This window comes from Jeotgalibaca sp. MA1X17-3 (assembly GCF_021513155.1).
In the GTDB taxonomy this organism is placed as follows: Bacteria; Bacillota; Bacilli; order Lactobacillales; family Aerococcaceae; genus Jeotgalibaca.
Map to the genome: position 1 here is coordinate 64,553 of NZ_CP090983.1, position 24,735 is coordinate 89,287.

Here is a 24,735-nt window from a genome sequence, read left to right on the forward strand (position 1 = left end):
CACTTTCTATTTAAAAATCAAAATTTTATTATTTTTACTGTACCATTTTATTTATTTCATTACCTTTTATATGCTTTTTCCAAAGAAATCAATGTCATTCGATAAATTTACTTAATATTTACTAATTTTATTTACTTTATGTATTGAGTAATCTAAAGAAAACCTTTACAATAGAAGAAATAAAACTTTTGAGGTGAATGGAAATGGAACAAGTAGACAAATTGAAAAAATCTTTTAAGAAAAACTTTGGAATGGAACCAACTCATTCTTTTTTTGCACCTGGTCGGATTAATTTAATTGGAGAACATACTGATTATAATGGTGGCTTTGTGTTTCCATGTGCGATTACAATCGGCACTTATGCAGTAGCAGCTAAAAATGGTTCAAAAGAAATGCGCTTATTCTCAGAAAATTTTCCTGAAATAGGGATTTTGTCTTTTGATATAGAAGATGATCTGTATAGAAAAGAACATGGCTGGGCAAATTATGCAAAAGGTGTTTTGAAATACCTAAAAGAAGCTGGTCATGATCTTCATGAAGGAATTGACATTCTTATTGAAGGAAATATACCAAATGGTTCTGGACTTTCTTCTTCTGCTTCCTTAGAACTACTGATAGGTGTTCTTTTAGAAAAAATGGAGAACTTACAATTAGAGCGTTTGGATTTAATTCAAATTGGGAAAAAAGTAGAAAATGAGTTCATGGGTGTCAATAGTGGAATTATGGATCAATTTGCAGTTGGGATGGGTGAAAAAGATACCGCTCTTCTTCTAGACACTAATACGTTGCAGTATGAAAAAATACCTGTTGAACTAGATGACCATGTAATCATCATTATGAATACTAAAAAACGCCGTGAACTAGTGGACAGTAAATATAATGAACGACGCAGTGAATGTGAAGCTGCTTTAGCAGAATTACAAAGTAAACTAAATATTCAGTCTTTAGGTGAGCTAGACGAGAAAACGTTTGACGAAAATATTAATATGATTAGTACAGAAACTTTAATGAAACGCGCCCGTCACGCCGTTACAGAAAATCAACGAACCATTACTGCAGCTGAAAAATTAAAATCTGGGGACTTAAATGCGTTTGGAAAACTAATGAATCAATCACACATTTCTTTACGTGATGACTATGAAGTAACAGGTATAGAACTAGATACCTTAGTAGAAGCGGCTTGGGATCAACCAGGAGTATTAGGGGCACGTATGACTGGAGCTGGCTTTGGTGGTTGTGCCATTGCCATTGTTAAAAAAGATGAAACAAACACTTTTATTTCTCAAGTTGGAGACCGTTATGAAAAAGAAATTGGCTATCCTGCTGAATTTTATATTGCTGAAATTGGTGATGGAGCAAAAGAACTTACCGAATAATATTTCTAGTTAAAGGAGTGAAGTCTCGATGGACCAATTGATTGTCGATTTTCTTACCTTTGGTATTAAGAAAGGTTATATCCATCCAATGGATCGTATTTTAAAACAAAATGAATTATTAGCATTACTAAAAAAAGAAGAGCTAGATCCTTCTATCCAGGAATCAAACCCACTTCCTGAAGCTAAAACATTAATCCCATATTTTATCGATTACGCAGTAGAAAAAGGAATCATTATCGATATTCCTTTTAAAAAGAATATCTTTGCTGCCAAAATAATGGCACTACTGACACCAGATGCTTCTCGTCTAAACGAGCATTTCTGGGAAAAATATAAATCTGATTCAAAAATGGCTACTGACTATTTTTACCAATTAAGTATGGATAATGATTATATTAAAATGGAAGATATTGCAAAAAATATTGAATTCGAACATGATACAAAAGTTGGAAAGCTTGAGCTAACCATCAATTTATCTAAACCTGAAAAAGATCCAAAAGAGATTGCTGCTGCTAAATCACAACCTACTTCTTCCTACCCAAAGTGTCCATTATGTATGGAAAATGAAGGTTATGCAGGTACTCTGACTCATCCAGCGCGCAGTAATCATCGCATTGTACGTTTCCCTTTAAATGGAGAGACATGGGGACTTCAATACTCACCTTATGCTTATTATACCGAACATTGCATTTTCCTTGCAGAAGAACACCGTCCTATGAAAATTAATGAACGTACTTTCGAAAACTTATTCTCTATTATTGAGCAATTTCCACACTATTTTGTTGGTTCGAATGCTGATCTACCAATTGTAGGGGGTTCTATTCTATCCCACGACCACTATCAAGGAGGAAAACATACCTTTGCAATGGATAAAGCTTCTTTACTTGATTCGTTTACTTTGCCCTCCTTTCCCCATGTGAAGGCAGGCATACTTCAATGGCCCATGTCCGTCATCCGTTTAGAAAGTATGGACAAGAATGAACTACAAAAAGCAGCCGTGTATATTTTAGATAAATGGCGCGTCTATTCAGATCCAAAATCTGATGTTTATTCTTTTACAGAAGACATACCCCATAACACCGTTACGCCTATTGCTCGTAGGAGCGGAGAAGCCTTCGTATGCAATTTAGTCTTACGGAATAATCGAACGACCGCTGAATTTCCGGCAGGATTATTTCACCCTCATCCTGATGTTCAGCATATCAAAAAAGAAAATATTGGTTTAATTGAAGTAATGGGTTTAGCTATTTTACCTCCTCGTCTGAAAGAGGAACTGATTGAAGTTGAAAAATTCTTACGCGGAGAAGAACATGCCATGGAAGACATGCATGAGGAATGGGCTAGAACGATTTCCTTTCCAGTAAACGGCGAAGAAAAAGACGTTACGAAAGTTGTTCAAGAAGCTATCGGAGAAGTATTTCTGCACGTTCTCGAAGATGCAGGTATCTATAAATTAACCAAGGAAGGTTTAGAAGGCTTCTACAGATTTATAGATACACTTTAAAAAAACAGAGGCCTTCCTACATGGAATATTTTCCAGTATGCATGTAGGAAGTTCTCTGTTTTGTTTATAATCTATTTTTATATGAACAAACTTCTTCATTTTTTATTTCTCATTTACGAGAGCAGGATTTTCTTCTAAAATCATGTGAATCACTTTTCCGTTTAAATAGGCAATTCCTCCAATTGTAAAAAAGACAATATATGGGGCAATGTAGAAGGTAAGGAAAAGCAAGAATCCATCCATAATAAAGAGAAAGACCGTCCATTTCAAATACTTTAGAGACATGAAGAAAGATATCGTCATTATTTTCTTTTTATTTATTTCCATTATCCCTAACAGAGGGTAGATATATATCAGCATAAAAACACAAAGAATGCTGATGAATAAGATAACGAAGAGGAAAAAAGTTGAAATTGCTTGATTAAAAGAATAAAGAAACTTCATATCTATAAATAAAAATAGACCAGTCAATACTGTTGCCAATCCAAAAAGAAAAGTGGACTTGAATTTATTTAGAAAAACTTCTATAAATTCTTTTACTACCCCTTTTCCGCTTTGCTCTGCCAATTTCATTCCTACATGAGAAAAAGCCACTGTAGAAGGACCTAGTGTGATAATCGGAAAAGAAAAAACAGCCCAAATTAAAGTAAGCATCATGAAATCAGAAAGTAATCCCATCATTCTCCATAATGGATGATTCAATTCAAAAAAAGTTTTCATTTTCGTGTAGTCCTTCCTTCTTTATATTCCATGGCTGCAAGGTACATTAAAAATTCTACCGTCATTTCTTTTCTTTCCGAATTAATAGGAATTGCACCAATAACTGGCGAGTCAGATGCCTTCGTCTTATTGATTAAGAAAAATTCAGTCAAATCAACTCCAAAAGCACTCATTTCTTTTTCGTTATTCTTAAAATAAATAAATTCTGCCTTCCAATTTTCTATATCTTCTTCATCCAGCATTTTTTTCAAATCAATAAATCCACCTAATTCTGCATAGTGTTGAATCGTTTCTTTATCAGAAATAACAAAATCAATTTCATGACCGGCAATCAATGCAGTAAATTTCCCCATTTGGTCATAATCTGTATATACTTCTTCACTGGTAGAAAATGAAATGGAAGTATCGAATCTGTATTCATGATTTTCATTGAAATCTTTCAAATAATTCTCTTTGAAATCCTTCATCCAACCATCTGCTTCTTCTTGTTTTATAGGACTATTAATTAACGTACCATTCCATTTTGTTTCCGGTTTAGTAAGTAAAGCAGGAAAATCAAGTAGAAGGATCATTATAATGAAACCAATAATACTAATAACATGTATTTTATAATAGTCCCAAAAATGTATACCTGCTTCTTTTATATTGTGAATCTTTTTCATCTTTTATTTATCCCCTTATGTATGAAGTACTAGTTAGAAGTATTATACAGGAATAATGACAAAAAAGAGTGAACATTACATAAGTGTAATATCCCCTCTATTTTCTTCCTACTTATCCTTTCACACCTGCTGATGCTACTCCTTGCACAAAGTACTTTTGTAGAGATAAAAATACAATTAAGACAGGTATCAAAACTACTACTGAAGCAGCCATTATCAATGCATACTCAGCAGAATATTGCGTAATAAACATTCGCAAACCGATTTGGATTGTCTTCAATTCATCCCTTGTTAAATACAGTAATGGACCTAAAAAGTCATTCCATGTATTTACAAATGTAAAAATAGTTAAAGTGGATAATGCTGGTTTGGAAAGGGGCAACATGATTTTAGCATATATTTGATAATCATTCATTCCATCAATTCGAGCTGCTTCAATTAAAGAATCAGGAATTCCTTCATAGAACTGTCTCATCATGAAGACACCAAAGGCTGAAAAAGCCTGTAACAAGATGATGGCTAAATGAGTATTGTTTAGACCAAACTCTCTCATCATAATGAACTGCGGAACCATATACGCTTGCCAAGGGACAGCAATAGTCGCAATATAAGCCAAGAATAAAAAGTTCTTCCCTTTAAAGTATAACTTAGAAAATGCATATGCTGCAAAACTACTTGTTAGAAGTTGTAAAAATGTAACAATTAAAGTAATTTTTGCAGTGTTTTTAATAAAGTTGGCTAGTGGGATGCGAATCCAAATGTTTTTGTAATTACTCCAAACTGGATTTTTTGGAATCCATTGAATGGGAAATGAAAAAATGTCTTTGTCTAGTTTTATTGATGAGGATAACATCCATATGAAAGGGAACAACATCGTAATCATGATCACAATCAATAAAACATATATTAGCACAGTTGAAAGTTTCGTTTGCTTTTTTATCGTAATCCTCTCCCTTCCCTATTCTTTGTTAAAGTTTCGTTCTCCTCTAAACTGAACAACTGTTACAATCAATACAATCACAAACAACAACATGGAAATAGCACTAGAATAACCGAGTTGCCAGTTTTTAAAAGCAGTATTATATATTTCGTATACCAAAACCAAAGTAGAAGTACCTGGACCTGCTTGTGTAATCATATAGACAATATCATATACCTTAAAACTATTAATAGTCAGCATCATTAATACAAAAAATGTCACAGGACGTAATTGAGGAAGGGTTACATTCCTGAATTTACTCCATTTATTAGCTCCATCTAATTCTGCAGCCTCATATAATTCTTCTGAAATTCCTTGTAGACCTGCCAAAAAAATAACCATATAATAGCCCATTTGTTTCCAAACACTAAAAAGAACAACAGTAAACATAGCCCAGTCTTTATCTGCAGCCCATCTAGGCGGATTTAATACACCCAGCATTCTAAGAATTTCATTGATCGGTCCATTTACTGGACTGAAAATCATATTCCAGACCGCTGCAACTGCCACTAGAGATGCTACATATGGGAAAAAGCTAATCGTCCGAAAAATATTTTTTCCTTTTATTTTACTATTTAACAGTACAGCTAAACCTAGGGCGCTAGCTAAGGTCAATGGAACCGTACTTACTACATAAACCATCGTATTCAGGAATGCATCTCTGACTCGAGTGTCTCCCCACATACGGGTAAAGTTATCAAATCCTATAAATTTCATTGGATTACTGCCATCCCATTCGTGAACAGATAAAACAATTGCAAAAAGAATAGGGCCTAAAGTAAAAATTGCGAACCCTAAAAAGTTAGGGATTATGAAAGAATAGGCTGTTATATTTTCTTTCCATCTTCTTTTTTTAGCTGATTTACTTAACTCTGTGGTTTGTTGCATCCGTCTACCTTCCTTTCATAAAAAATATTCTTAATAAAAGCCATTTTAAGAAAAGCTGACTCTTGAAAATGATCGTCAGCTTTTCTACTGATTATGGCTTGCATCATATAATCTCTTTTATTTTAATTTTACTACTTGTTCGCTAACGTTTTTCAGTTCATAACTTATCGCCGCATTTTTAGTCATGATGTTATCATGAGCATCATTTAAAATGGTTTCTACTTCTGCAGCATGTTCATCTAATGGTAATTCTAAGTAATTTGTTTCAACTTGTAGAGCGTCTTTACTCTGCTCATCTGAAGGGAAACTTTCATTAGAAGTAATAGTGTTTATAACTTCTTCTGTTTGGATTGCTGGCATAGTTCCTGTTTCTGCAATAATTTGTGCACCCTTTTCACTAGATACAAATTCAACAAATTTATAAGCTTCTTCTTTATTTTTCGAATTGGAGCTAATACCTAAAGAAGTGATTGTTCCAGCTGCAGTTCCCTCAGGAGCATTGTTTGTTAAAGGCATGGTTGCAATTCCCCATTCAAAATCCTCACTCTCACCACTAGAAATTGCTTCAGATAGAGTTGGAATGAACCAAGTTCCCATTACGAGAGAAGCAACATTATTCTGATAAAATGCTGCAGAATAGTGTAGACTAGATGTCTTTAATGCTGCATAATCTTGAACAATTTCATCATCTTGTTGAGCTAATACTTTTTCATAAACTGGTTCTAAGAAAGAATAATCATCACTTACAAGAGTGTTTTTACCATCGAGTATTCCATATAACTGAACTTGACTTCTCCATGTGTGGTAATGGCCGCCATATACTTTTTCTCCATTTGCCTCTGTAGCTTTCTCTGATACTTCTCTGATTGTTTTATCATATTCATCAAACGTGATTCCATTTTGTGGATAATCTACCTTTGCTGCATCAAATAAATCTTTATTATAGTACATTACATAGAAATCACTACGGAATGGTAATCCATAAAATTCATCATCTACCGTAATTTGTTCTACTGTACCGCTATACTGATTTAAATCAACATCTTTTGTTAATTCACTCAATGGCTCTAACTGATTCTTATTTACTAAAGATGCATACCCAGGAATATCTTTTATTGTAACAATATCAATACTATCATCTCCACCAGATAACTGCGTTCCTAAAACAGTCATGAAATCGGTTGAACCTAAATCCAACAATTCAATGTTCACACCTGGATTATCATCTTCAAAAGCTTCTACAAGTGGCTCATAATAAACAGTAGCATCTTTATCCCATAAAGCCCATGTTAAAGTCGTTTCATTTCCATTTGCAACTGTCGAGTCCTTGCTTCCACTGTCTTCAGTTCCACTATTATTTCCACAAGCTCCCAAAATAAGTGTACTTAAAAGTAAAGTAGACGCTACATAGGTAAATTTGTTTTTAAACTTTTTCATTTTTATTCCTCCATTTTTTTATTTTTGCATTTTTTACCAATACATATTCCAACTTCTAGACAGACGCACTAATGATTCTAAATAGTAGTAGTCACCCCAAATTACGGATTCATCTACCCCTTTATTACTATTTTTATCATATACACCATGTTTCAATAATCCATTCGCTTCCGAAATTCCTTTTGTTGTATATAACTCACTTAAACTTTTAGAGATTTTAATCGCAGCCTCTTCATATCTATTCCGATTTGAATTAGAGAGTGGAAGTTGCTTAGCTAATTCTAAAAGCCCACAAATAGATATTGCTGCTGCTGAACTATCACGTTCTTGTTGGCTTCCTTCCTGGAATATTAAATCCCAGTAAGCAACGTTATCTACTGGTAGTCGAGAAATATAATAATCTGCCAGTCCTTGAGCTGATTCCAAGAATGTATAATCTCCAGAATGCAGATAACTTAGTGTAAATCCATAAATTCCCCAAGCTTGACCTCGCGCCCAGCAAGAGTCATCTGAATAACCTTGTGCCGTTGAACCTTCCACACCTTCGCCTGTTCTTCGATCAAAGAAATACGTGTGATAGGTAGTATTGTTTTCTCGAATGATATACTTTTGAGTTTGCTTTGCATGACGAATAGCTGCTTTTTTGTATACGTCATTCCCTGTTAATTCACTAGCTTTATAAAGGAGTGGCAGATTCATCAGTCCATCGATAATCATTCTTCCATTTTCATTTAGATCATCTAGATTTCCCCACGCTTGGATAATTCCAGCTTTTTCATTAAAACGGACCATCAGGCAATCTGCAGCCTGAACAATTAAGTCTCTAGATGTCTTTGTTCCGTTTACTTTATAATCAGCTACTGCTGATAAGCTATATAAAAATCCTATGTCATGCGTTTCTAACTCTACTTTATTCTCCAAACGTTCTTGAAAAGATTTCATTTGAACTGAAATTACTTCATCGAACTCATTTGTTTGAGTTATCTCTTTTGCTAAAAATAACATTCCAATCCAAAAACTAGACGTCCAATAATTATTAGGGGTTGCTTCATAAATCAAATGATGAGATGCTGCTCCCGGAACTTTATTATAGAAAACGGGAATATTCTTCCTAATTCGATCTAATACAAAATCCAAATCATTTTTTAACCATAAGAATTCATTTTCCACATCATTTCCACCTTTAAAGTTTTTCCAATCTAAATACATATTTACGATGATATGTTCCTCCTTCTTTTTTCGATCTTAACTCTGTTCGGTATACAAGGACCTCCTCCCCTCCATGTGTTTTGATTTGTTCACTTAAAACGAAAGCTTCTTCCTCGTTCGCTTGAAAATGCAAAATTAATTCATCATTTTTTCCTATCCAATGAACGGAATTATTTAGAATGATGGGTTTACATCCACTGACAAAGTTTTGAATTACAGCGTTCTCTCTCTCTGTTGCAAACTTAAGTTGATCTTCTAATTCAATCTCTCGCTGTTCTGGATTATATTTCCAAGTTCGTTTATAAGACAGTATATCTGCTGTTTGCGTGTACACTTCTTGTAAATCTACAGAAAACAGTATTTTATTTTCTAATTCTTGGTATTTTGCATGTATGGCACCAAATTCACCAAATTGCTGTTCTTGCCCATTTACAATCGGAACAGAATGTCCTAAAGAACGATTATGTAAGAAGTGATAACGATGATTATCATCAAAATAATCTTTCGTATATTCACCTGCTCCAAAATCAGTCAAAAATAATTCGTCCAAATTTCCAATTAGGAAATGACCAGAATCATTGTGGTTATGAGACTCATCATTCCGTCCCCCTTTGGTTGCAAACACAAAATTTTCTTTCACATTTTTTACAATGAGCCACTCTGAGTTTTTGAAATAGTGACAAAAACTAGCCTCTTCTTCTTCATACACTTCTGTCCATATCAAATTTCGATAGAGAGGCGCCCAACGATAGCAATGATCAAAATGAAGTGAATTTATCTTAGAAACGGAAGGAGTCCGAACCTTATATGTATAACGGCAAAATGTTAACAGACCACTAGGAATTTCACTATCATGAGAATCAGAAAAAGGTATAAATCTTTCCTTGCCGATATGAGTGTAGTAAGGAAAAGATGCAATGGCTTTTAATTTAGTATTTGCTAAATATTTATCATCCTTAAATTTTTCTTGGTACTTCTGTGCAAAATAACAATAGTAGCCAAATCCATAAGACCAATATGCAACGCCTTCTACACAAGCTCCATCTTCTCCAAAGCTACTGAGATACCTATCAAAAGATGTTTCCAATCGTTTAATAATTTGATTTTGTCTGTCGCTATTATAAGGAAGTAAAGATAATGCAGTCATTCCGATACAACCAGCAATCACTGCGCTCCAGTTATTTTCTAACCGCTCCCATTCCCATTCTTTCTCTTCAAAAGGCAAAAGAATTCGATTTTCAATTTCGTCTCTGATTCTTTTTTTATCTGATTCGAAAGTAGTACTTCATGTAACTCCATAATTTCAGATAGCGTTTGAGCCGTTTCAGCTGCAAATAAATCAATCATTCTTGGACTGCTGCTATCAAATGTCTGTTCGACCGGATTCAATTTTAAATGGGCAGGGAGCGCCCACGTGTATTCATTACATACTTCCCAGATTACTTCTTCCAGAAATTCGATAACTTCCGGTTGATTTGCAGATATACTTATGGAAAGAGCTAAGGTGGATAATTGACGACGTCTTTCAAAATATTGCTTTTCCAAAGTTAAACGATTCCCTTGAAGAAGATAATTTTGATATCCCTTCAAATCAATAGTAGCTACTTGTCTTTCTTCCATTATTTTAGAAGTATCTCTTACAATCTCATCATAGAATGTTTCATTCACCATTGTTCTCATATTTTTCCTCGCTCAGTCAACACAATATTCTTTTCTTGTTCTTGATAAAACATTCGTATTCTGTTGCCTTCTATCAAAACAGTGGGAATCTCTATTTTCTTCAGAGCTTCAATTCCTCCCACTAAACTAATCAAGCGATGATATCCTGGTTCTAATTTTTTTCCACACTAGGAAATACACTTCGATTAAAATAAATATTCGTATTGGGTTCTGTAGTCTGAATTTTTGGATTAGCGAACCCTTCTAGAGCAAGGATGGCTGATGAACCTACAGGAGAGTTATAAATAATCCCATTTGGAATCATTTCTACACTATCGCGATCCTCAACAGGAACAGAGAATCCTCCTTCTACTGCATGAATAGAACGTTCGTTGTGAATTTCATGGATTCGCACATGCCAATCTAAAAAAGGAATAATCGTTGTACGGATACGGACATTTTTCCATGGATGCCAGACGCTTATCACATATTCATCATTAATTTCATAATCTTCACTTACGAGTTTACTTCGATAGTAGGTTTCTTCTTCTGAAAGAGCTAAGCAATTATCAAAACCGCCTTGTTTATAATAAATGGATCCTTTAGAAAAACTTACTCCAAATGTGGTCGAATAAACAAATTTACTATACTTACCGTCTACATGAGCTTGTTTTTTTTCTAATTGTCCAGCGACGTAAGCTTGTAATTGATTCCCACTTTGAGAAATTAACATTCGAGCTTCTGGAATGGCTTTTTGTTTTTCAGAATAATGAATTGGTAAGGATTCTGCTTTCCAAAAAGGATGTTCTGCAGGAACAGCTAGCAGTAGAAAGGTTTTTGTAGCCCAGTAAGGAGAACCAGGTCCATTGTATCCTTCAGCCATGATAAGATTAGGGTAATGATAACCGATTGTTAAAAGTCCCTCCGTAGAAAATATGTCTTTTTGCATCCACTGCTGCATATTTCTACTCAATATCCCTTTCATTTCACCCCAAGGAATTGCTTCCACATCTGCAAAGACCAAAGCAGACCAGAAAGCTGACTGAGAAAAACGATAAGAAAGACTACGGCCAAAAGGCAATGCCTCCCCCTTTTCATCAAACCAATATTTAAAAGTGCTAGCAAATTGAATCGCTCGTTCTTTAAAAACTTTTACTCGTTTTGGATCTTCTTCTTTCATGTACTTGCAATACAAAAGACTATAGTAATGGATCGCAAATGAAATATAATAATCAACTTGGCCAGGATTTTCATCATAGTACCATCCATTGCCAAGATAACAGGTATCAATAAAGTCTAAATCCTTTTTTACTTGGGTCTGATCCCATTCACGACCACAAACTTTCATGGAAATGTTAACTAATACACGGAAAAACAACCAATTACTCATCGGAATAGTATGGTTATTGATTTGCATGAGCCAATTGCAAAGATAATCCTGTTCTTTCTGATTCAATAAATCCCAAGTCTTATCTTTCGCAAGAATGAGTGTATTCGCTAAGGAAGCCATTTCTACCAGTCTCTGATCGTAATCCCCAGCCTCTCCCCAATAATAAGGACTTTCCGGATTCGTACCTTCTTTTATGCCTTCTAAATAATATGCTTCTAATGTGGGGTGGTTGCAATTAGTAAGAAATGGAGCAAATCCCCATAATGGCCTTAGAAATCCTTCTATTTCTTGGATATCTTCTGAATAAACCGTTCCTGTATTCCCTAACTTTAGGCGGCCAGGTTTACTTCTTTCATAAAATGGAAGTAGAGGATTTATTATATTTAAAAATGCCTTTTCATATTCTTCTTTTGTTTGAAACTTATTTATTTTTAAATTTTGTTGTGAGAACATAAGATTGCCCCTTTTTTAGTTAAAAAAATAGTTTTTACTACTTAATTGAGAATCCCTTCAACGTAGCCTTCCTTGTTTTTAAAAAGACTATAAATTGCTTACATTCATACTTATTGTATAACTAACAGATTTTATTTACAAGCTTTTTAGTAAAAAAAATTATTTTTACTACTTTTTTACATTAATCATCTATTTATCTGTTATAATAATAATAAAAAGAGAAAGGAGACAGCATGTGCCTACAATAACTGATATTGCTAAAGAAGCAGGATTATCTATTGCTACAGTATCACGAGTATTAAATTATGACCCTACTCTATCTGTAACAGATGAAACCAAGAAAAAGGTATTTGAAATAGCTGAAAAACTGAACTATACGAAATATAAAACGAAACGCTCTAAAAGAATTGAGAAGAAAAAAGAATAGCAATTGTTCATTGGTTGGGCAGTAAAGAAGAAATTGGAGATACTTATTATATGTCCATTCGGATTGGAGCAGAAAAAAAGCACTTGAATTAGGCTATGCTCTTATAAAAGTATCAGATATGGATGAGAATTTCCCGGTAGACATTGATGGAATATTAGCTATCGGAAAATTTGATCAAGTGACTGTCAAAAAAATATCAAATCAGCATAAAAATGTTGTCTTTGTGGGAACAAACTATCCTTTAGAAAACTTTGATACCGTAAATGGAGATTTCACTCAAGCTTCAGAAAAAGCTTTAGAATTTTTAATAAAAAAAGGTCATAAAAAAATTGGCTTTATTGGGGCAGAAGATGAAGCCAATCTGTATGGATTTAGAAAATTTAAATCTCCAGCAATTAATGCTTATCTTGATTATTTAAATTTTTATGATCTATATAATGAATCCTATTTCTTTTTAAAAATACATCTGATTCAAATGTTCAAGTTGGATATGAATTAATGGAACGGGCTCTCACGGAATTAAAAGATGATCTTCCTAGTGCTTTTTTTGTTGTGAATGATGCAATGGCTCTAGGTTGTTTGAGAGTCTTAAAAGAAAAAGGGTTAAAAGTTCCAGATGATATTAGTTTAATAAGTATTAATGATTTGTCTGTAGCAGAATTTATTTCTCCGCCTCTTACAACCGTAAAAATTTTTACGGAAGAAATGGGTGAAGTTGGTGTAAAAATGCTTATTGAACGAATTGAAAATTATCCTATTGCTCGAAGAGTTATTTTAAGCACAAAATTAATTGTAAGAGATACTGTAAAAAAAATAAAAGATAAATGCTAGGGAACTTTCCTATAGCATTTATCTTTTATTTTTTTTAGTAGAATCACGTTCCATATAAATAGTAGATAGTGTTATTTTTTTTACTATTTCCCGTTTAGACTCTATTCGTTCTATCAATAAATCAATCCCAGATGCACCGAGGACCTTGGTGTCAACATGGATTGTAGAAAGAGCAGGATAAACATAACGGGCAACGTTACTATCATTAAAGCCAATTATACTAACTCTTTCCGGTACCGGAATTTGTTTGTTTTGCAATTCCCGCATCGCACCTATTCCAATGGAGTCGTTTGCTGCAAAGAAAATAGTTGGTAAGTCTTCTGGATGATCGATTAAAGCTTGACTCATCAATTTTTGACCTGAATCAGTAGAAAAAGGCCCTTCATAAAAATATTTTTCATTATACAGATGAAGTTTTTCTAATTCACGACGAAAAATTTCCTTTCGTGGATCTTTCAATGGATGAGGCTGATCCTGAGTGTACTCTTCTCCACCAAGAAAGCCAATCTTTTCATGACCTAAAGAAATTATTTCATCTACAACAGAACGAACGGCATATTCAAAATCAATAACAACTGAATCTGCTCCTGCACTCATCTGATCAGAGTCAATAAAACAGAGAGGTTTTTTAAATTTTTTTAACTGTTGCACTTGTTTTTTATTAAACTTTCCAATAGCACAAATCCCATCAATATCTTCATCTATTTTTATAGGTAACTTATGAAATAATCGTTCAACTTCTAAATTTTGCTCAGTAATTCGTTGCTCTGCACCTAATCGAATTGCTTGATAGTATAAATCGTCTAATTCTTCCTCCGGTGTATACCATTGAAGAAGTAGTATTTTCTTAGAAAATTTTTTTGTTTTATATTTTTTGTAATCTAATTCTTCTGCAGCATCTAAGATTCTTTTACGTGTATCATCACCTACTGAAAGAGTTTCATCTTCATTTAAAACACGAGAAACAGTAGCTGTAGAAACATTTGCTCGTTTTGCGATATCTTTTAAAGTTGCCATTTTCTGCTTCTCTCCCATTTAAACAGTAGATAAACATTTACCTAATGTTTACTTATTATTTCAAGTATACTTTTTTCTTTCGGTATCGTCAACGTGAGAATAATAAGTTATTCTTTTAGTTCAATTGGCAATCCATCTGGATCTTTAAAGAAGGTATATGGAGTATTTGTAGATTCATCTATGCGAATTGGCTCACATACAATTCCTCTCTTTTCCAACTTTTCTACAGTTACCTCAACATTTTCTGTAGTTAAACATAGGTGTCTTAATCCAACCGCTTCCGGGCCCGTTTTTCTTTTCGGTGGATTCGGAAATGAGAATAGTTCAATCTCACTGTCTCCAATTTTTAGATCCAACTTATATGAATCACGTTCTACTCGATAAATTTCTCGAATAATGGGTAATTCTAATATTTCAGTGTAAAAATGTTTGGACTTTTCATAATCACTAGCAATAATAGCTACATGATGAATTTTACTAAAAAGCATAATGTGCCCACCTTTTTTCTTTTCTTTTTAGTATACTAGAATGTTCTAATGGATGTCTAAAAGACAAAATAAAATACCAACAAAAAGCTCTTAAAAACCAGAAACTTTTTGTTGGTATATTTATTGGCTCTAGAATATTAAGTGTTGATAGATTATTTTGTACTTGTGAAAAAACACAAAGAGACAAATGAATTTTTCCGTTAGAATGAAGGTATCGAGTCTTTATCTAAAGGAGGAAATTCATTTGTCTCATACTCATTCTATACGAACATTACTAGGAATTAAAGATGAACATATTATTATCCAGAAAGAAAATTGCTTGAAAGAAGAAGTGGCCAACGGCCTTCACTGTCACGTTCTCTCAGCAACGCTTACTTACACACCAAAAGCATGTGTCCGATGTGGGTGTGTAAATCAGAAGTCGATTGTTAAAAATGGCTTGAAAACAACACGTCCACTGCTTTTAGATACCGCTGGCTACCCGACTTATTTAAATTTGAAGAAACAACGTTTCTTGTGTCGAGAGTGTGGGAAAACCTTTATTGCAGAAACAAGTGTCGTCAAGAAACGTTGTCATATCTCAGAAGATGTTAAACGCTCTATCGCGGTGAATGGGACGCGAAACATGTCCGAAAAGGACATTGCACAAATACATCGGGTTTCTAACCACACAGTCAAACGTGTCTTTGAATCCTTTTATGATACGTTTCGCCAAACCTATCAATTTCTGCCTGACAATCTGGCCATTGATGAATTCAAGAGTGTCAAAAATGCGGCCGGGGCCATGAGTTTAATCATTTGTGATTCCGATCAGAAAAAAATATTCGATATTCTAGAAGACCGTAGAAACAAATCGATTATCGATTATTTCATGCGCTTTCCTAAAGAACAACGTGCTAAAGTAAAGACAGTTGTGGTGGACCTCTATGGTCCTTATCAATCTCTTTTTCAAGCGATTTTCCCAAACGCCGATCTCATCATTGACCGATTCCATATTGTCACACAAGTAAACCGTGCGTTCAATATAGCACGGATTTCTTTCATGAATACCTTAAAAAAGTCTAGTGATCTGAAGGATAAACGCGATTACACCAAACTGAAAAGGTATTGGAAACTTCTTCTAAAAAGGGAAGAAGATTTATCTGCGACGGAATACTCCTACCAAACGCTATTCAAGGATTCTAAAACAGAGCGAGGCATCGTTCAGTATCTTTTATCACTGGATGAAGGTCTTAAACAAAATTATGATGTATATCAAACGATTCTTTTTATGACAAATTATCGAAAACCCGAACTCTTCACTGCCTATATACATGAAAAAAAGAATCATCTAACAGCTAAAATGGAACAAGCATTAAAGACCTTCCGTAAATCAGAAACAGCTATTGTAAATGCCTTAACCTATCAGTATTCCAATGGATTAGTCGAAGGGATCAACAATAAAATCAAAGTCATTAAACGAACTGCCTATGGATATCGAAATTTCTATAATTTCCGTAATCGCATTTTCATTGAATATAAATTACTGGACATAAAAACAGCAGCTTAGGAACCAAATAGTTCCCCAGCTACTGCTATAAAACATTGTGAAAGGTACTCTTCATAAAAGCTCAAAAATTCAATATCAACACTTCTTGACAAAGAGCCTATACATTTGCATTACCAGAAATAATTTTTTCAATTAATTGTTCAGGATTTCGAATTCCTTCTTGAACTCCAACGTTCACAAGTTTTTTTCCTTCAAATCTTGTTTTATCTAAGCCAGTATCAGAAGCAATAATAATTCCATCGGCTTCTTCAATCTCTTGAGCTGTTAATTCATTTTCTACTCCAATTGACCCATGGGTTTCGACTTTCATATCGACTCCCATTGCATCTGCTGCCTTTTGTAAATTTTCTGCTGCCATATACGTATGAGCAATTCCAACTGGACAAGCGGTTAGGGCTACAATTTTCTTTTTCTTCTCTGTCATTGTGAACACCCTTTCTGTTGTTTCTAATCTAATTATAACCTTTTTTTAATATAAACAATTTTATCTTTTAAACAAAAAATAAAAAATACACTCGTAAAGGTATCGCCTGTAGCGATCCTCAAAAGTGTATTTTTTACTTTTTCTTATTCCTTAGTTAAAACATTAGAAACCACACAAAGTTCTGAATAAGAGTTATTTAATGATTCAACTTCAATCGTTGATGTCATTGAGGAAATAAAAAATGACTCTCCTTGTTGAATCTCTAGTTCTTCTTGATCACTTACTATTTTTATAGCTCCTTCAACACAAAGTCCTGCATAAAATTTTTCATCTAATTGAATTGTTTTTTTATTTTTTATTTTTACAGAAAAGACTTCAAAAGAACGAGCTATACTTGCTGGAACTAATCGATCAACTGTAAAATTGGATTCTTCTAAAAGCTTTTCTTTTTCTAAGAAAAATTTTTGTTGAACATCTTCTACAGAATACTCTTCATAATCAAAAATATCCAAACAAAAATCTAAATCTTTCCCCATAAATCTCGCGCCTTCCGGAACGACAATACCTTCTCTTTCAAACTCGCAACGCACAACTAAATCGGAAGGCTCCATAATTTCAACCATCAAGACATTTTCACCAATTGCATGAGGAACACCACCAGGAATATATACGATATCACCTTGTTGAATAGGTATTTCTTCAAAACATTGATCCATTTTTTCTAAATCTTGACTCTGAATAATTTCCTTCCATTCTTCTTTTGTAGGAGCCTGTTGAAAACCTAAACGAATGTACCCTTTTTCACTATCTCTTATTTTTAAGATGTAATAGGCTTCAAATTTTCCCCAGTCTGAATTCATAAAGTCCTTTGCAAATTCGCGAGTAGGATGAGCCTGCGTATGCAATCGCATAGACGAATCCAAAAGTTTAATTAAAAACCCTAAATTTAAACCATATTGTTCGTAATGTTTGGAGCCCAAATAGGAAATTGGGTCCCGTTCAATCATTTCAATAAAGGATTGATGATGGACGACGTGAGAAATCCCTTCTTTTTCCACTTCTAATAATCCTTTGTTATTAGCTTCCACGGTTGAGGCAATCCACTCTTCGGGCTGCTCGGAATCCTTTGCGGGAGTTCGATTCTTTAATTCGTCTATTCCCTTTCCGCCAGTATAATTTCGCCGAACTCGATTATCTTTAAATTTTAAAATTTTCATTTTAGCACTCCTTTCTTATTCTAAATACAATTTCTATATTTTATGTATAATCCATGATCGATAAAAAATTATTATTGTCTATCATTCTATTATACTATATATATTGTATAGAACTATTTTAAATTCTATCAGTTTATTCAACTGTTACTGATTTAGCTAAATTTCTTGGTTTATCTACATCATAACCGCGTTGTAACGTAGCATAGTAAGCTAATAACTGCCCTGGTATAACAGCAACTAATGGAGCTAAGATTGGATGGGTTTTTGGTAAAATAAATTGATCCGTTTTCAGTGCCAACCCTTCCATAGCGATCACACACGTTTTTGCTCCACGAGAACGTACTTCTTCTATATTTCCTCTCGTATGATTCGCACTAGACTCTTGCGTAATAAACGCTAAAACGGGTGTTCCTTCTTCTACTAAAGCAATTGTACCATGCTTTAATTCACCAGCTGCAAATCCTTCTGTTTGAATATAAGAAATCTCTTTTAATTTTAAAGCTGATTCCATAGAAACGAAATAATCCAATCCTCTACCTATGTAGAATGCATTTCTTGTATCTTCTAAATATAAATTAGCTAGTTCTGATATCCGATTTTTTTCATTAATAATTGTTTCAATAGCATTAGCTGCAATCCCTAATTCTGGAATCATGTTGATTTTCTTTTCTAAGCCTTTTTCTCTAGCAAGAACATCTGCTACTACCGCTAAAACAGTTATTTGTGCAGTATAGGCCTTGGTCGAGGCTACTGCAATTTCTGGTCCTGCATGAAGTAATAAGGTATCATTCGCTTCTCTTGATAAAGTTGAACCAGCAACATTTGTAATTGTTAACGTTGGGTAATCCCATTTTCTTATCATTTTTAGAACTTGACGACTGTCTGCTGTTTCTCCAGATTGGGTTAGAAAAATAAAGAATGGCTTTCCAGAAATTAATGGTGGGGCATAAGAAAACTCACTAGAAAGATGTACTTCTACTGGAATCTCTGCAATGTTTTCTAAAAGTGGTTTACCCACCCAACCAGCGTTATAACTCGTTCCACAAGCTACGATATGAATCCGATCTGCATCCATCAAATTTTTTCTTAGTTTAGTTGGAATAGAAAGCTTTCCTTCTGCATCTTGGTAGTGTTGAACAATCTTTCTAATGACAGCTGCCTGTTCTTCTATTTCTTTAATCATATAAGAAGAATGTGTACCTTTTTCAAAATCAGATGCATCTAATTCAGCTTGATAAGAGTCTCGAATTACTTTTTCTCCATCAATAGTCTCTATTACTACAGAATCTTTAGTTAAAGTAATCATTTCCCCATCTTCAATCTCTACATACTGATTGGTTTGTTGCAGAGAAGCCATGGCATCACTGACAACTACATTGAAATCTTCACCCAAACCGATTAATAGTGGGCTTTTATTTTTTGCTGCGTATAAGACATTAGGAGTGTTTGCGTCTAACAATGCAAATGCGTAAGAACCTTTTACTATTTTTAATGCTTCACGAAAAGCTTCTTTTCCAGAAAGATTTTGTTTGTCTGCAAGTCGTGCGATTAATTGAACCACTATCTCACTATCCGTATTTCCTTTTCCTTCTATATTACCTAGGTATGTATCTTTAATTTCAAGATAATTTTCAATTACTCCATTATGAACAAGAGTAAAACGGCCATCTGCGGACTGATGTGGATGAGCGTTCATAACGCTTGGAACACCATGTGTAGCCCAGCGTGTGTGCCCAATCCCTACGTTTGCAGGAATATTAAAATCAATGTGTTTTCGTAGATGAGCAATATTTCCTTTTTCTTTAAATAAATGACCTTGATTTTTTTGATCAAAAATAAAAATCCCTGCTGAATCATAACCACGATACTCTAATTTTTCTAGACCATACATTAATACTTCTTGTACCGCATCTTCACCGATATATCCCACTATTCCACACATAATAAAAATCCTCACTTCTATTTTTGATTGCTTCTAGGTGTGGGAGTAAGTTTTTGTTAAAATGAAACAGTTCACATGGTTCCATCTTTTTTTACCTTACTCTGTAGATTACACAAACCTTGAGTGATCCGCCGAATCATTCGATTCACTCAATCCTCGTCACTTAAAAAAACTGAAATCTCTTTTTAAGCCTGGCGCTATCCTGATAAATTACCCGATCCTCCTCTTTCTTATTTTCCAGAAGCAATGTAATTATATACTAATTGACGTCATTTAGTCAAAAGTTTTTTAAATAAAAAAGCTGCCATTTAGACAACTTTTAATGAATAGTAGAAAATAATCCATACTTTAATTTAAATCGATTCAAAATTTTAATCCATGAATTACTAAATAGCAAGATGAAAAAGACGTTTGATAGCGCATGGGCAAGATCAAAGAAAAAGCTAGATGTGTAATAAAGAGCAATTACTTCCCAACTAAATGTTAAACCCAGCCCAAGAATGACCCACAAATTCATCAACCAACCAAAGAAAAATCCCATTATAAATCCGTAGATACACCTACCTACTATATTTTTCATGATCCATTTATTTCGGAACAAGCCGGCTAAGAGCCCAATCATTCCCCAGGCAAACATTTGCCAAGGTGTCCAAGGACCTTGTCCCAGGAATAAATTAGATACAATGGCTGTTAACGTACCGATGACAAAACCACTCTGCGGTCCTAATACTATTCCAGAAACAATCACAACAAAAGTAGACGGCTGGACACTAGGTAACGAAGCAAATGGCACACGACTAACCGAAGCAATCGCTCCTAAAATCGCTAGCATAACTAATTCCCGACTGGTTAGTTTCTGATGTGAAAAACGAATCATAAACGGAACAAATGAAGCAGCCATTAATAATAAACTAAAAGCTAGATAATGCTGTTGAATCCACATAGGGAATGCAAGTAATCCAACAAAGATAACAGTCGTTATACCAATCAAGATTTGTTTTGAACGAGCCATTTTTTTTGTGCCTCCTTGATTGTAATCACTTGTGGAATAGGTAGCTTACGAGTAATCCGATTCATCACTGTTGTATAATACATATTGCCTTGAAAGAAGTCACGAGTATTTTCTGTAATTGTAATCTGTCCTTGAAAAATCATACTGCATCGATTGGCAGTAACAGAAGCAAACTCAACATCATGTGTAACCATAATAATCGTCATACCTTCTACTTCAGCTAACTTACGTAATAACTGTTCCAGCTGAACTTTAGAATCAGGATCTAGTCCCTTTGTTGGCTCATCAATTAACAAAATGCGAGGGTTCAAAAGCAATGTTCCAATCAAAGCTGCTTTTTGTAATTGACCTCCACTCAAATCATAAGGGTGACGATGTTTAAAAGGCTCTAGATTAAATTTTTGTAGTAATTGAGTAATATGTTCTTCCGCATGAGGTACCTCAAATGCTTTCGTAATCATCATGTATTCTTTCCATAGGCTATCTTGTAAAAAAAATAATTCCGGATTTTGTGGTAAGTAGCCCATTACTCGAGGATCCATTTTCTTTTGTTTCTTTCCATCTACTTTCATACTACCGTGTTGAGATTTTAAAATACCATTCATAACCTTTAATAAAGTAGACTTCCCGGTTCCATTTGCTCCGAGAATGGCATGAATTTCACCTGCACGAAAAGAAACCGATAAATTATTCAGAACCAATGGAGAATAAGGATCATATTGATAATCTATTTCCTTTAACTCCAAGATATTATTCTTTTCTTTTTCGATATTCTCAGTTTGAAAATCACTTTCTAGAATCGTTTTTTGTTCTAACCATTGCTTCGCTTCTTTTACACTTAACGGTATTTCTTCTTCATTGATATGATTACTATACGTTAAATATAGTCGAGCGGCATTAGGGAGATAACTTTTTAAAAGGGTATCATTCGCAAGTTTTCCTACAATTTTTTTTGTTTCTCCAAAATGAACCAAATTCCCTTGGTCTAAAACCATTACTTTATCGGCTACGGAAAAGAGCTCCTCCAAGCGATGTTCAGCTATGATAACGGTAATCCCAAATTCGTCATTTAAACGAGCTAGCGTTGAAATGAATTCTTTAGCCGCTATTGGATCGAGTTGACCTGTTGGTTCATCCAACAAAAGAATATCAGGATCCAGTAGTAACACTGAAGCCAAGTTAATTAATTGCTTTTGTCCTCCTGATAATTCATCCGTTTTTTTTGTTAGTAAATCACCTAAATCAAAAAAGTGAACCATTTCGGCAACTTTTTTTCGCATTTCTCCTGTTGTAAATCCCATATTTTCTAATCCAAATAATAATTCATCCATTACTGTATCCATCACAATTTGATTGTCCGGATTTTGAAATACCATTCCAATTTCTTTTGCTCGAATCAATGGTGTATGATTACTCATTGGCTGAGATTTATAGATCATTTCTCCTTCTGTTTCACCATGAGGAGCTATATCCATTTTCAACAAACGTAATAGAGTGGACTTCCCACTCCCGGATGAGCCACAAAGAACAATAAACTCTCCTTTTTCAACAGAAAAAGTGAGGTCATTTAGTGCACGTTGCTTTTCTTCTGGGTAAGAGAAGCAGATTCCTCTAGTTGATATAATTTCCACTTAATAACTTCCCTTCCTTCCATTACTATGGGAAACCCAATAAAGAGAACCCAAATCACCATTAATATATTTTGAAATCCACCTTGCCAGAACGGTTCTAATTGAGGGAGCAATTCGAGAACACCTATTTGAGTTCTCCATCCGTAGAATAGCATAACACCACTAGTTAAAAGAAACAGTAAAGCTAGATAGTCTCGGCGTTGCATTTGAAATGCGTGGTAGTGACTCCTTCTCCCTGTACCATATCCTCTAGCTGTCATTGAGTCGGCTGCTTGAATCGAATCCTCTAAAGATCCGCTCAATAACATTTGTAGTAATTGCATTCCATTTTTAGCTCGCTGGCGGATGTTTCCTTCTTTTATCGATAATCCTTTTACAGATTGCATATCTTGCATGTCATTAATCTTCCTTCTTAAAAGTGGAACAAAACGCATGGCTAACATAATCAGCAGTGTCCATTGTTGACTAAATTTTGAAAAGACGAATAGAAATTTATCTGTTGTAAATAATATATTAAATGTTACAAACAAAGCCAAAATCCCTACTAGCGTTAGAGCAATCATTGCTCCTTGAATGATTGCTTCTAGCATAATTTGTTTATTAAATAAGTAAAATAAAATATGGTTTCCTCGTTGATTAAATAAAGGTGTTAGTACAAATGTAAACAATCCCATAGTGATCATGAGTGTAGTCCATTTTTTTAATTCTCTTCCCTTATCTAGCATCATATTGAATAGTATGATTAAAAGAAAAGATATCATTAAAAAGATGGGATGCTGATATAACATGATTCCTGTTACTGTTCCTACAAAATAAATCAACAAAACAAATGGGTGGGTAGAGCGGATTCCTCTTACCAATCTCCAGAATCCTCTAAATAATTTTTCGTATAATTCCAATTAACAGAATCTCCAGGTTCCACAGCGTAAGCACCCGCGCTTCGATCAATCATCTTTCCGTTTACACGTATGTGCCATCCACTTAACTCACCCTCATCAAATTCGTACAAATTAGCAATTCCACGCATATATGCAGAACTACCAGAACCAGTTATTTCATATTGAATACCATTCTGTTTAAAGATTCGAAGAGTAACATCTAGAGCTGTATCTCCCTCGCTGTACTCCACTGCCGTATTATTTAGAATCGTCCCTTTAACGGAAGGATCACTCGTAACAGAAACCGTAACCGTTTCTACAGGAATTACTACTTCAGGCACCTCTTCTGGCTTTTCAACAGGAGCTTCTGTGGTTTCTACAGGAGCTACTGGTGTTTCAACAGGCGGAGTCATTTCTTCAACTTCTTCCTCTACTTTAGGAGGAGTGGGTTGGACTGGTTTCTCAGAAGGTTTACTTTCTTTTTGCTCTTTCTTTTGACTTTGTGGAGAGTTAGATGATGAATAATCCAAATCTGATTTTATAGATTCTTCATTTGGTTTTTCTATCTTTTTAATAGTGGTATCATTTTTTTCTGTTTTTTCTGATTCTTTACTTATAGACTTGTTATCTTTAATAATATTTGAAGAATTACTCTCTTTTTCTAGGCTACTTTTACTACTTTCTTCTGATGATTTTTTATCAGACTCTTTCCTAGCGGTCTTTGAACTTGTTTTCTTTTTATCATCTTTAGAAGTATTTGGTTCTTCATTGTTGGATGATAATGAAAAAGAGCTACTTTCAGAAAAAGCTATTTCTTTTTTATTATTACTTGAATCCGAATTTACTGCTTTAATACCGACGGCCAGTAAGAGAACGAAAATCAATGCTATAAATATGGAGAGATTTCGTTTTGATTTCATTACTTTTCTCCTTTTTCTAATATTATTTTGAATCTAGTCATTATTTTAATTTTGAATAAAATTTAATCCCAGATTGAATCAACAAACACCTATACGCATCAAGTGGGAAAGGAACGTTCACC

21 protein-coding genes and 1 pseudogene are annotated in these 24,735 nt (G+C 34.2%); 4 read left to right on the forward strand and 18 right to left on the reverse strand.

What is annotated here, in order from left to right:
* Positions 1 to 203: 203 nt before the first annotated feature.
* Together LZ578_RS00295 and galT are read left to right on the forward strand one after the other, a co-directional pair.
* On the forward strand, positions 204 to 1,376 hold the full coding sequence (locus tag LZ578_RS00295; protein WP_235145428.1) for a galactokinase: 1,173 nt from the start codon (positions 204 to 206) through the stop codon (positions 1,374 to 1,376).
* Between the two features lie 28 nt (positions 1,377 to 1,404).
* Positions 1,405 to 2,880: a UDP-glucose--hexose-1-phosphate uridylyltransferase gene (galT, locus tag LZ578_RS00300; RefSeq protein WP_235145429.1), complete on the forward strand. Its 1,476-nt coding sequence runs from the start codon at positions 1,405 to 1,407 to the stop codon at positions 2,878 to 2,880.
* A 102-nt stretch (positions 2,881 to 2,982) separates the two neighbouring features.
* On the opposite strand, the gene LZ578_RS00305 is transcribed toward galT, so the two are convergent.
* The 9 genes from LZ578_RS00305 to LZ578_RS00345 form a co-directional block, all read right to left on the reverse strand.
* The gene (locus LZ578_RS00305) at positions 2,983 to 3,600 is read right to left on the reverse strand and encodes a YesL family protein (protein ID WP_235145430.1); all 618 of its coding nucleotides are present in this window, start codon (positions 3,598 to 3,600) and stop codon (positions 2,983 to 2,985) included.
* Positions 3,597 to 4,262, reverse strand: coding sequence for a hypothetical protein (locus LZ578_RS00310; RefSeq protein WP_235145431.1), 666 nt, complete (start codon positions 4,260 to 4,262; stop codon positions 3,597 to 3,599). Before LZ578_RS00310 ends, LZ578_RS00305 begins: the two co-directional genes overlap by 4 nt.
* Positions 4,263 to 4,374: 112 nt before the next feature.
* On the reverse strand, positions 4,375 to 5,145 hold the full coding sequence (locus tag LZ578_RS00315) for a carbohydrate ABC transporter permease (RefSeq protein ID WP_235146471.1): 771 nt from the start codon (positions 5,143 to 5,145) through the stop codon (positions 4,375 to 4,377).
* Between the two features lie 75 nt (positions 5,146 to 5,220).
* Positions 5,221 to 6,129: a carbohydrate ABC transporter permease gene (locus tag LZ578_RS00320; protein ID WP_235145432.1), complete on the reverse strand. Its 909-nt coding sequence runs from the start codon at positions 6,127 to 6,129 to the stop codon at positions 5,221 to 5,223.
* Between the two features lie 117 nt (positions 6,130 to 6,246).
* Positions 6,247 to 7,566: an ABC transporter substrate-binding protein gene (locus LZ578_RS00325; protein ID WP_235145433.1), complete on the reverse strand. Its 1,320-nt coding sequence runs from the start codon at positions 7,564 to 7,566 to the stop codon at positions 6,247 to 6,249.
* A gap of 33 nt (positions 7,567 to 7,599) precedes the next feature.
* Positions 7,600 to 8,736, reverse strand: coding sequence for a glycoside hydrolase family 88 protein (locus LZ578_RS00330; protein ID WP_235145434.1), 1,137 nt, complete (start codon positions 8,734 to 8,736; stop codon positions 7,600 to 7,602).
* A 13-nt stretch (positions 8,737 to 8,749) separates the two neighbouring features.
* Positions 8,750 to 10,000 (reverse strand): heparinase II/III family protein, encoded by a 1,251-nt coding sequence (locus LZ578_RS00335; RefSeq protein WP_235145435.1) that lies wholly within the window; start codon positions 9,998 to 10,000, stop codon positions 8,750 to 8,752.
* On the reverse strand, positions 9,961 to 10,455 hold the full coding sequence (locus tag LZ578_RS00340) for a hypothetical protein (RefSeq protein WP_235145436.1): 495 nt from the start codon (positions 10,453 to 10,455) through the stop codon (positions 9,961 to 9,963). The genes LZ578_RS00335 and LZ578_RS00340 overlap by 40 nt, the downstream gene beginning before the upstream one ends.
* A 151-nt stretch (positions 10,456 to 10,606) precedes the next feature.
* Positions 10,607 to 12,277 carry a DUF2264 domain-containing protein gene (locus LZ578_RS00345; protein ID WP_235145437.1) on the reverse strand — a complete coding sequence of 557 codons (1,671 nt, stop codon included), beginning with the start codon at positions 12,275 to 12,277 and terminating at the stop codon, positions 10,607 to 10,609.
* Between the two features lie 235 nt (positions 12,278 to 12,512).
* Between LZ578_RS00345 and LZ578_RS00350 the strand changes: the two are divergent.
* A pseudogene (locus tag LZ578_RS00350) lies at positions 12,513 to 13,535 on the forward strand (LacI family DNA-binding transcriptional regulator).
* A gap of 18 nt (positions 13,536 to 13,553) precedes the next feature.
* Here LZ578_RS00350 and LZ578_RS00355 read toward each other — a convergent pair.
* Complete coding sequence (locus LZ578_RS00355; protein ID WP_235145438.1) at positions 13,554 to 14,552, reverse strand: LacI family DNA-binding transcriptional regulator; 999 nt, start codon at positions 14,550 to 14,552, stop codon at positions 13,554 to 13,556.
* A gap of 107 nt (positions 14,553 to 14,659) precedes the next feature.
* Positions 14,660 to 15,040 carry a VOC family protein gene (locus tag LZ578_RS00360; protein WP_235145439.1) on the reverse strand — a complete coding sequence of 127 codons (381 nt, stop codon included), beginning with the start codon at positions 15,038 to 15,040 and terminating at the stop codon, positions 14,660 to 14,662.
* 244 nt (positions 15,041 to 15,284) lie between these two features.
* Between LZ578_RS00360 and LZ578_RS00365 the strand changes: the two genes are divergently transcribed.
* The gene (locus LZ578_RS00365; protein ID WP_235145440.1) at positions 15,285 to 16,589 is read left to right on the forward strand and encodes an ISL3 family transposase; all 1,305 of its coding nucleotides are present in this window, start codon (positions 15,285 to 15,287) and stop codon (positions 16,587 to 16,589) included.
* A 97-nt stretch (positions 16,590 to 16,686) separates the two neighbouring features.
* On the opposite strand, the gene LZ578_RS00370 is transcribed toward LZ578_RS00365, so the two are convergent.
* The 7 genes from LZ578_RS00370 to LZ578_RS00400 all read right to left on the reverse strand — a co-directional run bounded on the left by LZ578_RS00370 (position 16,687) and on the right by LZ578_RS00400 (position 24,613).
* Positions 16,687 to 17,013: a PTS fructose transporter subunit IIB gene (locus LZ578_RS00370; protein WP_311198582.1), complete on the reverse strand. Its 327-nt coding sequence runs from the start codon at positions 17,011 to 17,013 to the stop codon at positions 16,687 to 16,689.
* A gap of 143 nt (positions 17,014 to 17,156) precedes the next feature.
* A complete protein-coding gene (locus tag LZ578_RS00375; RefSeq protein WP_235145441.1) occupies positions 17,157 to 18,230 on the reverse strand; it encodes a type I phosphomannose isomerase catalytic subunit in 1,074 nt (357 codons plus the stop codon).
* A 133-nt stretch (positions 18,231 to 18,363) separates the two neighbouring features.
* The gene (glmS, locus tag LZ578_RS00380) at positions 18,364 to 20,172 is read right to left on the reverse strand and encodes a glutamine--fructose-6-phosphate transaminase (isomerizing) (RefSeq protein ID WP_235145442.1); all 1,809 of its coding nucleotides are present in this window, start codon (positions 20,170 to 20,172) and stop codon (positions 18,364 to 18,366) included.
* 319 nt (positions 20,173 to 20,491) lie between these two features.
* Positions 20,492 to 21,184: an ECF transporter S component gene (locus LZ578_RS00385; protein ID WP_235145443.1), complete on the reverse strand. Its 693-nt coding sequence runs from the start codon at positions 21,182 to 21,184 to the stop codon at positions 20,492 to 20,494.
* Positions 21,160 to 22,815: an ABC transporter ATP-binding protein gene (locus tag LZ578_RS00390; protein WP_235145444.1), complete on the reverse strand. Its 1,656-nt coding sequence runs from the start codon at positions 22,813 to 22,815 to the stop codon at positions 21,160 to 21,162. The genes LZ578_RS00385 and LZ578_RS00390 overlap by 25 nt, the downstream gene beginning before the upstream one ends.
* Complete coding sequence (locus LZ578_RS00395; RefSeq protein WP_235145445.1) at positions 22,752 to 23,714, reverse strand: energy-coupling factor transporter transmembrane component T; 963 nt, start codon at positions 23,712 to 23,714, stop codon at positions 22,752 to 22,754. The genes LZ578_RS00390 and LZ578_RS00395 overlap by 64 nt, the downstream gene beginning before the upstream one ends.
* Positions 23,669 to 24,613, reverse strand: coding sequence for a DUF4430 domain-containing protein (locus LZ578_RS00400; RefSeq protein ID WP_235145446.1), 945 nt, complete (start codon positions 24,611 to 24,613; stop codon positions 23,669 to 23,671). The genes LZ578_RS00395 and LZ578_RS00400 overlap by 46 nt, the downstream gene beginning before the upstream one ends.
* Positions 24,614 to 24,735: the final 122 nt, after the last annotated feature.

Excerpts from the sequence above, each read along its gene's own strand:
- LZ578_RS00295 (WP_235145428.1), top strand. The coding sequence starts at position 204 with ATGGAACAAGTAGACAAATTGAAAAAATCTTTTAAGAAAAACTTTGGA.
- galT (WP_235145429.1), top strand. The coding sequence starts at position 1,405 with ATGGACCAATTGATTGTCGATTTTCTTACCTTTGGTATTAAGAAAGGT.
- LZ578_RS00305 (WP_235145430.1), bottom strand. The coding sequence starts at position 3,600 with ATGAAAACTTTTTTTGAATTGAATCATCCATTATGGAGAATGATGGGA.
- LZ578_RS00310 (WP_235145431.1), bottom strand. The coding sequence starts at position 4,262 with ATGAAAAAGATTCACAATATAAAAGAAGCAGGTATACATTTTTGGGAC.
- LZ578_RS00315 (WP_235146471.1), bottom strand. The coding sequence starts at position 5,145 with ATGATTACGATGTTGTTCCCTTTCATATGGATGTTATCCTCATCAATA.
- LZ578_RS00320 (WP_235145432.1), bottom strand. The coding sequence starts at position 6,129 with ATGCAACAAACCACAGAGTTAAGTAAATCAGCTAAAAAAAGAAGATGG.
- LZ578_RS00325 (WP_235145433.1), bottom strand. The coding sequence starts at position 7,566 with ATGAAAAAGTTTAAAAACAAATTTACCTATGTAGCGTCTACTTTACTT.
- LZ578_RS00340 (WP_235145436.1), bottom strand. The coding sequence starts at position 10,455 with ATGAGAACAATGGTGAATGAAACATTCTATGATGAGATTGTAAGAGAT.
- LZ578_RS00345 (WP_235145437.1), bottom strand. The coding sequence starts at position 12,277 with ATGTTCTCACAACAAAATTTAAAAATAAATAAGTTTCAAACAAAAGAA.
- LZ578_RS00355 (WP_235145438.1), bottom strand. The coding sequence starts at position 14,552 with ATGGCAACTTTAAAAGATATCGCAAAACGAGCAAATGTTTCTACAGCT.
- LZ578_RS00360 (WP_235145439.1), bottom strand. The coding sequence starts at position 15,040 with ATGCTTTTTAGTAAAATTCATCATGTAGCTATTATTGCTAGTGATTAT.
- LZ578_RS00370 (WP_311198582.1), bottom strand. The coding sequence starts at position 17,013 with ATGACAGAGAAGAAAAAGAAAATTGTAGCCCTAACCGCTTGTCCAGTT.
- LZ578_RS00375 (WP_235145441.1), bottom strand. The coding sequence starts at position 18,230 with ATGAAAATTTTAAAATTTAAAGATAATCGAGTTCGGCGAAATTATACT.
- glmS (WP_235145442.1), bottom strand. The coding sequence starts at position 20,172 with ATGTGTGGAATAGTGGGATATATCGGTGAAGATGCGGTACAAGAAGTA.
- LZ578_RS00385 (WP_235145443.1), bottom strand. The coding sequence starts at position 21,184 with ATGGCTCGTTCAAAACAAATCTTGATTGGTATAACGACTGTTATCTTT.
- LZ578_RS00400 (WP_235145446.1), bottom strand. The coding sequence starts at position 24,613 with ATGAAATCAAAACGAAATCTCTCCATATTTATAGCATTGATTTTCGTT.